The 13250-nt window shown below is 62.2% G+C and carries 14 protein-coding genes and 1 tRNA gene; 5 read left to right on the top strand and 10 right to left on the bottom strand.

Going from position 1 to position 13250, the window contains the following annotated elements; genetic code table 11:
• Positions 1-14 precede the first annotated feature (14 nt).
• Genes folD through WA922_RS08670 form a run of 3 tightly spaced genes read left to right on the top strand, consistent with a single transcriptional unit; the run spans position 15 to position 2338 of the window.
• Positions 15-911, top strand: coding sequence for a bifunctional methylenetetrahydrofolate dehydrogenase/methenyltetrahydrofolate cyclohydrolase FolD (gene folD, locus WA922_RS08680; protein ID WP_424771303.1), 897 nt, complete (start codon positions 15-17; stop codon positions 909-911).
• Complete coding sequence (locus tag WA922_RS08675; protein ID WP_424771302.1) at positions 908-1708, top strand: hypothetical protein; 801 nt, start codon at positions 908-910, stop codon at positions 1706-1708. The genes folD and WA922_RS08675 overlap by 4 nt, the downstream gene beginning before the upstream one ends.
• Positions 1709-1720: 12 nt before the next feature.
• Positions 1721-2338: a MarC family protein gene (locus tag WA922_RS08670; protein ID WP_424771301.1), complete on the top strand. Its 618-nt coding sequence runs from the start codon at positions 1721-1723 to the stop codon at positions 2336-2338.
• Between the two features lies 1 nt (position 2339).
• Here WA922_RS08670 and WA922_RS08665 read toward each other — a convergent pair whose 3' ends face one another.
• Together WA922_RS08665 and WA922_RS08660 are read right to left on the bottom strand one after the other, a co-directional pair.
• Positions 2340-2951 (bottom strand): LON peptidase substrate-binding domain-containing protein, encoded by a 612-nt coding sequence (locus tag WA922_RS08665; protein WP_424771300.1) that lies wholly within the window; start codon positions 2949-2951, stop codon positions 2340-2342.
• Positions 2952-2955: 4 nt separating this feature from the next.
• Positions 2956-3864, bottom strand: a complete 909-nt coding sequence (locus tag WA922_RS08660) for a tetratricopeptide repeat protein (protein ID WP_424771433.1) — start codon at positions 3862-3864, stop codon at positions 2956-2958.
• Positions 3865-4096: 232 nt separating this feature from the next.
• On the opposite strand from WA922_RS08660, the gene WA922_RS08655 reads away from it, so the two are divergent.
• Together WA922_RS08655 and WA922_RS08650 are read left to right on the top strand one after the other, a co-directional pair.
• A tRNA-Gly gene (locus WA922_RS08655) sits at positions 4097-4171 on the top strand.
• Between the two features lie 233 nt (positions 4172-4404).
• Positions 4405-5313, top strand: a complete 909-nt coding sequence (locus tag WA922_RS08650; RefSeq protein ID WP_424771299.1) for a LysR family transcriptional regulator — start codon at positions 4405-4407, stop codon at positions 5311-5313.
• Here WA922_RS08650 and WA922_RS08645 read toward each other — a convergent pair.
• From WA922_RS08645 to trbE, 8 genes are read right to left on the bottom strand one after another with little or no spacing between them, the layout of a single operon-like run.
• Entirely contained in the window at positions 5289-5528 is a 240-nt protein-coding gene (locus WA922_RS08645; protein ID WP_424771298.1) for a DUF2274 domain-containing protein, read from the bottom strand. The genes WA922_RS08650 and WA922_RS08645 overlap by 25 nt on opposite strands.
• The gene (locus WA922_RS08640; RefSeq protein WP_424771297.1) at positions 5525-6697 is read right to left on the bottom strand and encodes a TrbI/VirB10 family protein; all 1173 of its coding nucleotides are present in this window, start codon (positions 6695-6697) and stop codon (positions 5525-5527) included. Before WA922_RS08640 ends, WA922_RS08645 begins: the two co-directional genes overlap by 4 nt.
• Positions 6697-7689, bottom strand: coding sequence for a P-type conjugative transfer protein TrbG (gene trbG, locus WA922_RS08635; RefSeq protein ID WP_424771296.1), 993 nt, complete (start codon positions 7687-7689; stop codon positions 6697-6699). The genes WA922_RS08640 and trbG overlap by 1 nt, the downstream gene beginning before the upstream one ends.
• The gene (trbF, locus tag WA922_RS08630) at positions 7689-8369 is read right to left on the bottom strand and encodes a conjugal transfer protein TrbF (RefSeq protein ID WP_424771295.1); all 681 of its coding nucleotides are present in this window, start codon (positions 8367-8369) and stop codon (positions 7689-7691) included. Before trbF ends, trbG begins: the two co-directional genes overlap by 1 nt.
• Positions 8370-8375: 6 nt before the next feature.
• Entirely contained in the window at positions 8376-9689 is a 1314-nt protein-coding gene (gene trbL / locus WA922_RS08625; RefSeq protein ID WP_424771294.1) for a P-type conjugative transfer protein TrbL, read from the bottom strand.
• Position 9690: 1 nt separating this feature from the next.
• The gene (gene trbK-alt / locus WA922_RS08620) at positions 9691-10038 is read right to left on the bottom strand and encodes a putative entry exclusion protein TrbK-alt (RefSeq protein ID WP_424771293.1); all 348 of its coding nucleotides are present in this window, start codon (positions 10036-10038) and stop codon (positions 9691-9693) included.
• A 6-nt stretch (positions 10039-10044) separates the two neighbouring features.
• Positions 10045-10791: a P-type conjugative transfer protein TrbJ gene (trbJ, locus tag WA922_RS08615; protein ID WP_424771292.1), complete on the bottom strand. Its 747-nt coding sequence runs from the start codon at positions 10789-10791 to the stop codon at positions 10045-10047.
• The gene (gene trbE / locus WA922_RS08610; protein WP_424771291.1) at positions 10788-13250 is read right to left on the bottom strand and encodes a conjugal transfer protein TrbE; all 2463 of its coding nucleotides are present in this window, start codon (positions 13248-13250) and stop codon (positions 10788-10790) included. The genes trbJ and trbE overlap by 4 nt, the downstream gene beginning before the upstream one ends.

The raw sequence follows: 13250 nt of genomic DNA, 5'->3' as shown, positions 1-13250 counted from the left end.
AAAGGGACGGGCTGATGAGCGCCGAACGGATTGACGGGAAAGCCTTTGCGGCCGATCTGCGCGAGCGGGTCGGCGCGATAGCAGCTGATTTTGAAAATACCGCAGGCCGCAAGGCCGGTCTGGCTGTGGTTCTGGTAGGGGATGATCCGGCCAGCACTGTATATGTCAGGTCGAAAGGCAAGGCCACCGTGGCCGCCAATATGGCCAGTTTTGAACACCGTTTGCCAGCCGATACCAGCGACGACTCTCTGCTGGCTTTGGTAGAGCAGCTGAATAATGATCCGGCAGTCGACGGCATTCTGGTGCAATTGCCTTTGCCCGCGCATCTGGACGAACAGACAATCATCTCCGCGATCAGCCCGGACAAGGATGTCGACGGGTTTCACGTGATCAACGCGGGGCGTTTGTCTGTCGGGCAGTCAGGATTTGTGCCCTGTACGCCGCTTGGCTGTATCATGCTGCTGACTGACCGCCTGGGCGATCTTTCGGGCCTGGAAGCGGTCGTCATCGGCCGCTCCAACATTGTCGGCAAACCGATGGCGCAATTGCTGCTGGATGCGAATGCAACGGTCACCATCGCGCATAGCCGTACGAAGGATTTACCCGCCGTGGTCCGCCGCGCCGATATTGTCGTGGCCGCAGTTGGGCGCGCGCACATGGTCAAGAAAGACTGGCTGAAAGACGGTGCGACTGTCATCGATGTCGGCATCAACCGCCTGCCGCCGGCAGAGGGTGAGGAGAAGGGCCGCCTGGTCGGCGATGTCGATTACCAGGATGTGGCTGACACTGCGGGCGCAATTACGCCTGTTCCGGGCGGCGTCGGGCCGATGACCATCGCGGTCCTGCTGCGCAACACGCTGGTCGCGGCACATCGCAACGCGGCGATTGATCTGGCCGAGGGTGCCATATGAACCGGATTGTTGCCGCAGCGGTGGCGGCATCGCTTGTCGCGGGCTGCTCAAGCGGCAGACCCATTGCGCGTGACCGGATTGACCGCGCGCTGTCGATCGCACCAGGTGAAGGCCAGCCAAGCAAAATCGTTGCCGCAGAAGTGGCCATGGAACAGCGCGCCCGCGAGAGAGGCCAATGGAGCAGCTTTGCACAATATGCAGCGCCTGATGCCAAGATCCATCTCACCAGCGGCCCGGCCCCGGCCGCTGCATGGCTGAGGGGCCGCCGCGATCCGGCGCAGACCGCCAGCTGGGAACCGCGCAATGTCTGGATCAGCTGCGATGGCAGTCTGGCAGTCAGCAAAGGCCGGTACCGCGCCGCCGATGGCAAAGTCGGTGATTTTGTGCGCATATGGCAGCGCAGCGGGGAAAATGAATATAGCTGGGTGCATCACCTTGCCGCTTTGGATAACCCCCAACCCGCCCGCCGCCCGGCGCTTCCCGCTGCCGAGGGTGATGAGATCGTCGTGACCGCAATCGATTCCATCAAGGGTTTTGTCGCTGACTGCCCAGAACGCGGCACAGCCATACCCGCCGCTCCGCCAGCAGCCATGCCATCCGATGTGCCATCCGATAATACGTCAGCTGTCATATCCTCTCGCGCCGCATCGCGCGACGGGACGCTCGCATGGCGGTGGGAACACGATAGCGCGAGCAATCGCCGGATCGTTGCTGAATATTTTTCCGGCGGAAAATGGCAAATTGCACTGGACGAACGGTTTATCCCTGATACCGGCGCTGCCTTACAAGATGATTGATCGAGTGCAGCCGTGACCGAATTGTTTATCTCTGCCTTCATTACCTTTTTCGTGGTCATTGATCCGCCCGGCTGTGCGCCGATCTATGCCAGCCTCACCGGGTCTGCCCCTGCACGCGAACGCCGCATCATGGCTATCCGTGCCGTTTTCGTGGCTACGGTTATTCTGCTGGTTTTCGCGCTGTTTGGAGAAGGTTTGCTGGGCGCTTTGGGGATCAGTCTGGATAGTTTCCGCATTGCAGGCGGGATCATGCTGTTTCTGATCGCGCTTGAAATGGTGTTTGAGAAACGCACAGAACGCCGTGAAGTGCGCGCCGATGAAATACGCGGCAAGCCGGAATATGAGGATGTATCGATTTTCCCGATGGCCATGCCGATGATCGCCGGGCCAGGCTCTATCGCGGCGGTCATGCTGCTTACCGCGCAGAATGACGGTGTCGACAATGCGCTGGTAATTTTGGGCGCTTTGGGTTCGGTACTCGCGCTAACGCTTCTGGCATTGCTGGCTGCCGGCCGATTGATGCGGCTCCTGGGCAATAAGGTCGAGGCAGTGATTACCCGGGTTCTGGGGGTATTGCTGGGCGCTTTGGCGGTGCAGTTCGTGGTTGATGGATTGAACGCCAGCTTCTGAATTATTGCAGCGTAACCCGGTCATCATCACTGTCACGGCGGGCGAAAAACTGCATCAGCTGAACCAGCAATTCGCACCGTTCGTTCAACGTATTTGCTTCGAGCAGCGCCTGTTTGGCCGCCGGATCGAACGGAGCGATTTGCGATACGCCATCAATCAGCGATATGTCATCCAGCCGGGTAACCGAATCCCAATCGACACTGTAACCCTGCGCATCAGCGAAACGTCTGGCTTCGCGTTCAAAACTGGCGCGTTCTACCGAGCTGAGATATTCATCATCGGGTTCTTCAAGCAACTCCGCCTCGATCTGGCGGAACTGCGTGGTTACTTCCAATTCGCGAATAATACGGAAACGGTTTTCACCCTCGAGCATGACATTGAACCGGCCATCATCCAGTGCCTCGACATCACCGATCCGGCCAACGCAGCCGATCTGGAACAGCGGCGCGCCCTCGACCGGACGTTGCGGCTGGACCATCGCGATCCGGCGGTCGCGCGCCAGAGCATCCGATACCAAAGCGCGGTAACGCGGCTCAAAAATATGCAGCGGCATTTGCAATCCAGGAAACAGGAGCGCGCCGGTGAGCGGAAAAATCGAAAGCCGTTTGGTCATCGGCTTAGCTGAACAGGATTTTCGACAGGCGGCGGCGTGTGGCGACAGCCCACGGATCTTCCAGACCAACCGCTTCGAATATCTGCAGCAATTTGGTCCGCGCTGCGCCGTCATTCCATGCGCGGTCGGCCTCCACCATACGCAGCAGCACATCTGCGGCCTCATCTCGCTGGCCCGCAGCATAGACGGCTTCTGCCAATGCCAGTCCTGCCTCCATATCGCCGGGATCACCTGCAAATCTGGTGCGCAGCACTTGCAGTTCGCCGTCATCAACCGCGGTTCCTGCAAGTTCCAGCGCGGTCAAAGCCTGGGTGATCGCGGGGTCGCCTTTCATTTCGTCTGTCAAAGTATCGGCAATGCTGCGCGCTTCGTCGCCGCGTCCGCCAGCTATCAGCGCGCGGATCACGCCCGAATACGCCGCCGCATTGTCCGGCGCCATCTGCACCACTTGCATAAACACGCTCGCAGCGCGCTCTGCATCACCCTCTGCCAAAATCTGTTCGGCCATTTCAATAAATTGTCCGACATCCTGTTCTGGCGGTTCACCGCCAGTCCCGGAATCGAGTGGCAGTTTGGCTATCAGCTCGTCAAGCATCTGCTTCATTTGCGACTCGCTGCGGGCAGGGGTCAGATCGGCAACTGGCTGTCCCTGAAACATGGCATAGACGGTGGGGATGGATTGTACCTGGAACTGGCCCGCGATGAATTTCTCTTCATCGACGTTGATCTTTGCCAGGACCACGCCCCGATCGGTATAGTCGGCAGCGACTTTCTCCAGCATTGGCGCAAGCGCCTTGCACGGCCCGCACCACTCGGCCCAGAAGTCGAGAATGACAAGTTTTGTCATGGACGGTTCGACCACATCTGTCTTGAACCGCTCGACCGCTTTCTGTTCCTCGATATTCAGCCCCATACTCGCCAATGTCATATCCTTTTCGGTAGTATTTTGTGCACCCTATGTGGGTGTCTTAGCGCCAATGTGAAGAGCATGACAGAGTGTGGCGGGGGCCGTTCCGAAAGCGCATTTTTGGCCTTGCGGGTCCTGGCAACCGCTGCTAGTTGCCCGCATCCCCACACGGTATAGGTGATTCACTTACCGTAGTGCTGGTTGCCAGCGATATGGCCAACTGGAGACGTCTTAGTGAGCGGGCGTAGCTCAGGGGTAGAGCACAACCTTGCCAAGGTTGGGGTCGGGCGTTCGAATCGCCTCGCCCGCTCCATTATTTCTTCATATATTCAAGTGTGTATAGCCTGTAGGCGCCAATCAAGGGCGCTTACACGGCTCATTACGCTTGTTGTTGTAAGCAGAATGTAAGCGCGACGGCTTGTGCTGGGCGTGCGGTGAATTGACTCAGCCCCGGTAAATGGCATGACGTATGCAGCACCGAAAACGGAGCATTCGTTCAAATTATGGGGCCACAACAATGACTAAGGGCAAGGTGGGGCGAAGTCTTTGACCATCGACCTTCGCCAGCTTCGCTTCGCTGTTACCGCAGCAGACACGGCCAGCTTCCTGCGCGCGGCCAAGCAGCTCAATGTGAAACAGTCCACGTTGAGCAAGAAGGTATCGGCGCTCGAGCATCGCCTCGGTATCACTCTGTTTGAGCGCTCGACCAGAGGCGTTGTCCCGACAGAGACCGGCAAGGCCTTCCTCGAGGTCGCGCGGCGGATCGTCACCGATGCCGACAATCTGCTAACGACGGCGAAGGCCGTGAGATACGGGGAGGTCGGGCGCCTGATGGTCGGCTTTTCCGGCTCGCTCAGCACCGGCAATCTGCGCCTATTGCTTGGCGATGTGCTCGAACGCTTTCCCGATGTGCAACTCGATGCGCTCGAAGCCAGTCCGGAACGCATGCTATCCGGGCTGCAAACCCGCATCGTCGACATCGCCATCCATGCCAGCCAGATCGAGGAACCCGGAGTCACCAAGCGCTGGCTGTGGTCCGAACGGCTGATGGTCGTCTTGTCCAAGGAAGATCGCCTAACCGAGAATGAAAACCTGCTCTGGACCGATTTGCGCAAAGAAGTGTTTGTGATGCCGCGCGACCGTAGCGGGCCCAGAATCTCCGAAGTGATCCGCCAGCGACTTGGCAGCCATGGCTTCAAGGCCAACATCATCACCCAGGAAACGAGCGCAGAGACCATCGCCGCTATGGTGCCGTTCGGGAAGTTCATCACCGTGGTCCCCGAAAGCGCGACCGGCGCTGCCCGGCCCGATGTCGTGTTCCGCGAGATAACCGACCCAAGCGGTGCTGCGCATCTCGATTTTGCAGCCTGGTGGCGCGAAGACAACGACAATCCCGCACTCGCCCGCTTCTTCAAGCTGCTCGATGAACGCTATCCGCTAACCGGCGCTGGCTGAATGTTCCGCCGCGCTTTCGCAAACTCGCGATCGGTCGCCATAAACCGCTCCAGCATCGGGGCGACCAACTGCTCGGGTGTTGGTGCACCCAGCTCCTCTCCGCCATTTAGGACGGTGCCATAGGTAACCAGATCGCAGTGCAACCGGGCGGGGATCTCGATGGTGAGCTTGACCGGTTTCTCGTCTGTGATGTCGGAAAGCTTGAGCCGGGTCATTGCCCGCCTTCCAGGACGATATCACGGGTGACCAGCACCCGAACGGGAAAGCCGGGACGAATGGTCAGCGTCGGGCGGATATTGAGCTCGCGCGAGACTATCTGTTCGCCTGCGCGGTTGACGCTGTCCTGACTGCCGCGCCGCAGCGCCCGCGCCAAATCGCTGTCGCTCCCCGAACCAAGCTCGCCGCCGATGCCCAGCAAGGTCGAGACCAGCGCGGCCTTGAGCACGCCGCCCCAGTGATAGTCGGCCCCGTCTTCGAGACCAGCATAGCCGGAGGGATCGGCTGCGGGCTGGCGTTCCAGTACGATCGAACGCCCATCGGGAAGGATGAGCCGGTTCCACGCGAGCAGCACGCGCCGCTGGCCAAAGCCGGCATCGGATTCGTATTCGCCGATCAGGCGCGCGCCCTGCGGGATCAGCAAGCGGCGTCCGGTCAGGCTGTCATAGACGTTTTGAGTCACTTGCGCGGTTACAAGGCCGGGCTGGTCGGAGCGGATACCGGTGATGAGCGCAGCGGGGATGACTGAACCGGCTTGCAACAGCGTCCCCGATGGTGCGGCATCGAGCCGCTCGAGCGAAACTGTGCGGCGCTCGGCGGGTCGATCAAGAAAAGCAGGCTGTGCGGCAGAAACCGAAGGCTGAGCTGATGCAGGCAATGGATCGGAGGGCGGGAGCGCCTGCGCTAGACTGGCAGCGGGCGTTCCGCCGCCAAAAAACAGGCGGCTACCGCGTGCGGCTTCGCGTTCCTGTTCGATCCGCTGACGCGCCGCTTCCTCTGGGCTGATGCCCTGCGGCGGCGGTGGGGGCGGTTGCGCGCCGACAGGCGGTAATGCAGCAACAGCGCCGCGCTCCTGCGCATCAAGTATCGGCTTGCCGAGATCGCCGGGAAGCGGCGGTCCGAGCCTTGGCACCTGCGAATAATCCCTCGGGGCCGATGCCAGACCATCGGCCACCGCGACACCATCGGTGTTGAACAACTCCTCCTCGCCCCCTTGCGAGGCAGGCTGCAGCGCATAGAGCAAGGCTCCGCCCACAAGCGATAGTCCGACGGCGCTGGCGATACCGATGGCTTTGCGCGACAGCCGCACAACGCGCGGGCCCTCGCCGCGCAGGCTGGTGATGGATTCGGCGTCGACGGGGCGTTCGGGAGCAGGCTCGCTGTTCATCACTCGCTCCGCGCGCGGTTGGTGATCTTGACGCGAACCTGCCTGCGTCCTGCGCCGAGCCGCAATTCGGCCTTCTGGAACAGCCGGTCGACGATCAGGTAGCGCCCGTTCACCCGGTAATTGACCAGTTCGGCCTCGCCCTCCTCGCCAATGACAAAGAAGGGCGGCATTTCGCCTTGGGCAATGTCGGGCGGGAACTCCACGAGCGTGCGCTGGCCGTCATCGAACACGCGCAGCGGCCGCCAATCGGGTTTGTCGCCCGATATCCGGTAATCAAAATTGAGGTTTTCGATGGTGAACCCGTCCGCAATCGGCGCCGTGCGTGCGGCTTCCGCTTCGGACTGGCGCAATGCGATCAGCTCGTCTTCGGGATAGGACCAGCTGACCGAGGCCATGTAGACGCGGGCGTTGGCGCGCAGTTCGACGTGATAGGTGCGCCGGTCGGTGTTGATGACGAGATTGGTGGTGATGTCAGGCCGGGTCGGCTTGACGAGGATATGCACCCGCTGTGTGGCGCCCGCGCCGCTGAGCGTATCGCCGATCATCCAGCGCACCGTATCGCCTGCCGCAACCGGACCGGGGCCGACCAGCTGCTCGCCTTCCTGCAATGCGATATCGGTCACTTGCCCTGGCTTGGCATAGATCTGGAATAGCGCCCCCTCGCTATAGGCATAGCGCTGGATCGCGTTCTGGAACCCTGTATCCTCGGGCTGGATACGGGCAGCATCGTTTGCCGCTCCCACCTCGTCCTCGGGGTCAGGCGGGCGGGAGCGGCGCGCGGCAGTGGGGGAGGCCTGCCGCGAAAGGAGATGGATATCATCGGGTGTCTGGATCGCCGTGAGCGGGCGCATTTTCAACAGCGCTGCCAAGGCTGACTGCATGGCCGCAGCCGAAGGGGCCGGGGTCGCCGAAGCCGGAACGGCCATCGCCAGCGACGCGGCACCAAGCAGGCTGACACAGATTTTGCGGGATAGAATTTGTGAGCGGGACATCAGCCGAGCTCCTTTGACCAGTTGATGGATGTGACGAAGATGCCGAGTGGATTCTTGGTGAGCGCATCGGGATTGTTAGGCGGCTGCACGGTGATGCCGAGGATCGCGGTCCACCGGCTCGTCTCGGCGAGCGCGCCGTCGCGGTAGCGGCGCTCGACCCAGGCCACCCGGAAACTTCGCGGCGAAGCACGGATCACGCTGGTGACATCGACGGCCACCTGTTCGCGTCCAATCACGGAAAAAGGATCATTGGCGCGCGCATAGTCATTGAGTGCCAGCGCGCCCTTGTCGCTCGCGAAGTCATAGGCTCTGAGCCAGTTTTCCCGCACGACGATGGCATCGTCGGGAATGGCGCGGACATGTTCTGTGAAGCGGGCAAGGTGGAAGGCGATCTGCGGATCGGTTGGTGCGAACTCGGCATTGGCAGGCGCGACGCTGCGCGCTTCGCCAAGCTTGTCGACCTCGACCACCCACGGGACGATGGTGCCGCGCGCATTCTGCCAGATGAGACCGCCGGTCAGCGCTGCTGATAGGCCGAGCGCGCCGAAGAAGGCATAGCGCCAGCTCTTCGCCTGGATGCGGGCCGAGCCGATGCGCTCGTCCCAGACCTGGCTCGCGCGCTGATAGGGCGTCTCGGGTTGCGGTGTCTTGCCGTACCGGATCGAGGGGCGTTTGAACATGAGAGGTCAGTCCTTCTCTTTGGTGTCGATCGAGGAACCTGCGCCGTGTCCGTCACCGGAGCGCACAGTGTGCGCGGCGAGCGAGGCCGAGTGGCCGAGGCTCTGGCGCTGCTTCATGGATTTGGCCCAGGCGGGCGGGCCGCTTTCGGGCTGCGGGCCGGAGGGCGTGCTGCCTGGTGCAGGCACGATGCGTCCGCCCATATTGCCGACCGACGCCCGTGCACCCTCGCGGAAATTGCTTTTGGCGCTATCTGCCGCTTTGCGCAGCGGCGACATGGCCGCGCCTCTGGCGGCGCGGCCGACCCCGGCCATGCCGCCTGCAACCGCTGCACTGCCACTCTTGCCTGCGGAGCCGGTGGCATAGGCCATGGTTGCTCCGCCCGCGGCGCGCGAGGTGCCTTGCGCAACCGACGAGGCGGCGCTGGCGACAGCGCCACCGGCCAGCTTGGCCCCGGCGATACCGCCCACTGCCGCGCCGCCCGCTAACAAAGCCGTGCCTGCTGCAGCGCCGGCTCCCAGTTGCGGCCCGCCAGCGACGATGCCGTTGGCGATGCCGGGACCGAAAATGCCTAGGCCGAGCAGGGTCAGACTTGCAAGCACGATGGCCAGCGCATCCTCGATGGTTGGCTCGCCGGGGATCGCGCTGGTAAATTCAGCAAAGAGCGTCGAGCCGATGCCGATAATCACGGCCAGCACCAGCACCTTGATGCCCGAAGAAACGACATTGCCGAGCACGCGTTCGGCTAGGAAGGCGGTCTTGCCGAACAGACCGAAAGGGATGAGGATAAAGCCAGCCAGCGTGGTCAGCTTGAACTCGATCAGCGTGACGAAGAGCTGGATCGAGAGGATAAAGAAGGCGATGATCACCACCGCCCAGGCGAGCAGCAGAATGATGATCTGCAGGAAATTCTCGAAGAAGCCGACATAGCCCATCAGATCGGCGATGGATTCGATCAGCGGCCAGGCAGCATCGATCCCGACCTGCGCAACCCGGCCTGGCTGCAGAAGGTCAGCGGCACCCAGCCCTGACCCGCTGGCCTTGAGGCCGAGACCGGCAAAGCTGTTGAAGATGATGTTGGCGAGCGCGCTCCAGTTACCGATGATATAGGCGAAGATGCCGACGAAGAGCGTCTTCTTGACGAGCCGCGCGATGATGTCGTCATTCTCGCCCCAGCTCCAAAACAGGGCGGCTAGCGTCACATCGATCACGATCAGTGTGGTCGCGATGAAGGCGACTTCGCCAGAGAGCAGGCCGAAGCCGCTGTCGATATATTGGGAGAAGATCGCAAGGAAGCGATCGACGACGCCGGTGCCGCCCATGTCAGTCCTTCCCTCGCTGTTCGCCAACCGGGGCTGGCACCGGGAGGTCAGGCGCGTCCGGCGGCGCAGGATCAGCGAGCCCGGAATAGGCATCGGGATGATCCACACCCAGAAAGCGCCGCCGCTTTTCGGCCCAGGCCGCGCGGCAATCGGGTGAGGACAGCGCCAACTCGCCCATCTCTGCACAGGCCTTGATCTGTAAGGGTAACGGGTCGCCGTCGGGCACCCATGCGATTGGCACGGAGTCCGCGCGCGGGGCAGGCTCCTCGCGCATTTGCACGAGCGTCATAGCGAAGGCGAGGCCGACGAAGACGGCGGCACCGACGCGCGCGAGGAGCTTGCTATCCATGGCCGATTACTTCGAACCGCTGGGCAGGTAGTGCGGACGATTGGCAAGAAAGCGCCGCAGCTGTTCGCGCGCCTGAGCCTTGGCTGCTGCGCTTTCGGCAGCATCGAGCGCCTGCGCCCGGCTCATCGCCGCCAGCGTGGCAGTGAGATCGGCCAATTGGCCTGCCTGCACGGCCAGCAATTGGTTGCCCGCCTGTGCGGCCTGCAAGGCGCCGGTAGCTGACTGACTGGCGCTGACCAGTTCACTGACCGCCGCGCGCGAGCCTTCGAGATTGGCGACCGCGCCTGCCTGGACCTTCAGCGCATCTTCGAAGCCGGCCACGCTGTTCTGCCAACGCGCCTCGGCGCCATTGACCATCGCCTGCTGCGAGGCACCCAGCGGAATATTCTTGTACTGGGCATCGAAGGTCGTTTCGATTTCGCGCACATCGTAGGCGATCCGCTGCGCCTGCTGGAGCAATTGCTGGGTCTGCCGGATCTGGTCCTGCAAGGGCTGAAGCACGGTAAGCGGCAAGCTCTGCAAATTGCGCGCCTCGTTGACGAGCGAGTTGGCCTGGTTTTGCAGCATGCGGATCTGATTGTTGATCTGCTCAAGCGTGCGCGCAGCGGTCAGCACGTTCTGGGCATAGTTCGTCGGATCATAGACAATGCCGCCGAACTGCGCGTGGGCAGGCGCGGACACGAGAGCGCCGGAGCCTGCGCAGGCGAGCGCGACACCGGTCAAAATGCTGCGGAGGTATTTACGGGGGATCATGGGAGGTCTCCTTGTTGGGGGCTGGGGGTCAGGGAGGTTTGTTCGGGGGCACCGAGCAGGTCGGCGGCCCAGTCGAGACCGCGATGGCGCAGCCAGGCGGCGGCGAAACCTGCGCGGCCGGAATTCTCGATGATCCGCGCTATGGCGAGCTGGTCGCTTTTGGACGAGGCGGCAGTGAAGGCGAGCGCGACCTCTCCCAGACCCAGTTCGAACAGACGGTTGCCGCGCGCTGACTGGCAGTAATAGTCGCGCTTGGGGGTTGCCCGGCTGAGGATTTCGATTTGGCGATCATTGAGCCCGAAGCGGCGATAGATGCTCAGGATTTGCGGTTCGACCGCGCGCTCATTGGGCAGGAAGATACGGGTTGGGCAGCTTTCGATGATCGCCGGCGCAATCGCTGAACTCTCGATATCGGCAAGGCTCTGCGTGGCGAAGACGACGCTGGCATTCTTCTTGCGCAGGGTCTTGAGCCATTCGCGCAATTGCGCGGCAAAGGCTGGGCTGTCGAGCACCAGCCAGCCCTCATCGATGATGATCATCGTGGGCGACCCGTCGAGCCGCCCTTCGATCCGGTGGAAGAGATAGGACAGGACTGCGGGGGCCGCTGCCGAACCGGTCAGCCCCTCGGTCTCAAAGGCCTGGAAGCTGCCTTCGCCAAGCCGCTCGCTTTCGGCATCAAGCAGGCGCCCAAATGGCCCGCCGATGCAATAGGGAGCGAGTGCCTGCTTCAAGCCCTGCGATTGAAGCAGGACGGCGAGGCCCGTGAGCGTGCGTTCGGAAATTGGCGCGGTCGATAGCGAGGTCAGTGCCGACCAGAGATGGTCCTTGGTGACCGGATCGATCGCAACACCTTCGGAAGCAAGGATCGCCTGCAGCCACTCCGACGCCCAGCCTCGTTCCGCTGGCTCGTCGATCCGCGCGAGCGGTTGCAGCATCACGGCCTCGTCGCCGTCCTCTGAAAGGCTTGATCCCAAGTCCTGCCAGTCACCGCCACAGGCGAGCGCCGCCGCCCGGATCGAGCCACCAAAGTCGAAGGCGAAGATTTGCGAGCGATCATACCGGCGGAATTGCATTGCCATCATGGCAAGCAGCACCGATTTGCCCGCCCCGGTCGGGCCAACCACCAGACCGTGTCCGACATCGCCGACATGCAGCGAAAAGCGGAACGGGGTCGAGCCTTCGGTCTTCGCATAGAACAGCGGTGGTGCACGAAAATGCGCATCGCTTTCCGGCCCAGCCCAAACCGCCGATAGCGGCATCATATGCGCCAGATTGAGCGTCGAGATCGGAGGTTGGCGGACATTGGCATAGACATGACCCGGCAGTGATCCGAGCCAGGCCTCGACCGCATTCATGCCTTCGGTCACGCAGGTGAAATCGCGGCCCTGGATGACCTTTTCCACCAGACGCAGCTTTTCGGCTGCGAGCGCGGCATCCTCGTCCCAGACGGTGACGGTCGCGGTGACCAGCGCCAGACCGACATGGTCGGCGCCCAGTTCTTGCAGGGCCGTATCGGCATCCTCGGCCTTGTTGGCCGCGTCGCTGTCGACCAGTACCGAAGCCTCGTTGGTCATCACCTCTTTGAGAATCGCGGCAACCGATTTGCGCTTGGCGAACCACTGGCGGCGGATCTTGGAAAGCAGCCGTGTGGCATCGCTCTTGTCGAGCATGATCGCACGGGTCGACCAGCGATAGGCGAACCCTTGTGCGTTGAGTTCATCGAGCAGGCCGGGAAAGGTCGCGCTCGGAAAGCCGATCACGCTGAGCGTGCACAGATGCGCCGTGCCAAGACGCGTTTCGAGCCCGCCAGTGAGCGGCTCGTCGGCGAGCAGTGCATCGAGATGCATTGGGGTTTCAGGAACACGGACGGATTGCACCTGCGTCGAGATGCAGCTGTGCAGATAGGTCAGCGTCTCGTGATCATCGAGCCAGTGGGCTTCGGGGAAGAAACCTTCAAACAGGCGCAGCAGCCGGTCGGTCCTGTCGATAAAGCCTTCGAGTAGTTCGCGCGGATTGACGCCTTTCTCGGCCTTGCCCTCGTAGAGCCAGCTTTCCGCACGCGCGGCGTCCTCGGCGGGCGGCATCCACAGGAAAGTAAGGAAATAGCGGCTCTCGAAATGCGCGCCTTCCTCGGCAAACTGCGCGGCGCGTTCGCGCTCGACCAGCGCCGATGCCGGATCGGGAAAGTCACAGACCGGATAGTCAAGCGCAGGTCGGCGCACGGCTTCGACGAAGATCGCCCAGCCAGAGCCCAGCCGCCGCAATGCGCTGTTGAGCCGCGCGGTGGTTGCGATCAGTTCGGAAGGCGTGGCGCTGTCGAGGTCTGGCCCACGAAAGCGCGCCGTCCGCTGAAAGCTGCCGTCCTTGTTGAGCACCACTCCGGGCGCGACCAGCGCTGCCCAGGGTAGGAAGTCAGCGAGCCGGTCGGCCTTGTTTCGGTATTCGCGCAAGCTCAGCAT

Source organism: Pontixanthobacter sp. (genome assembly GCF_049682855.1).
Classification (GTDB): Bacteria; Pseudomonadota; Alphaproteobacteria; order Sphingomonadales; family Sphingomonadaceae; genus Pontixanthobacter.
The sequence above is the reverse complement of the archived record's forward strand: the minus strand, read 5'-3'. Positions and strand labels throughout refer to the sequence as shown.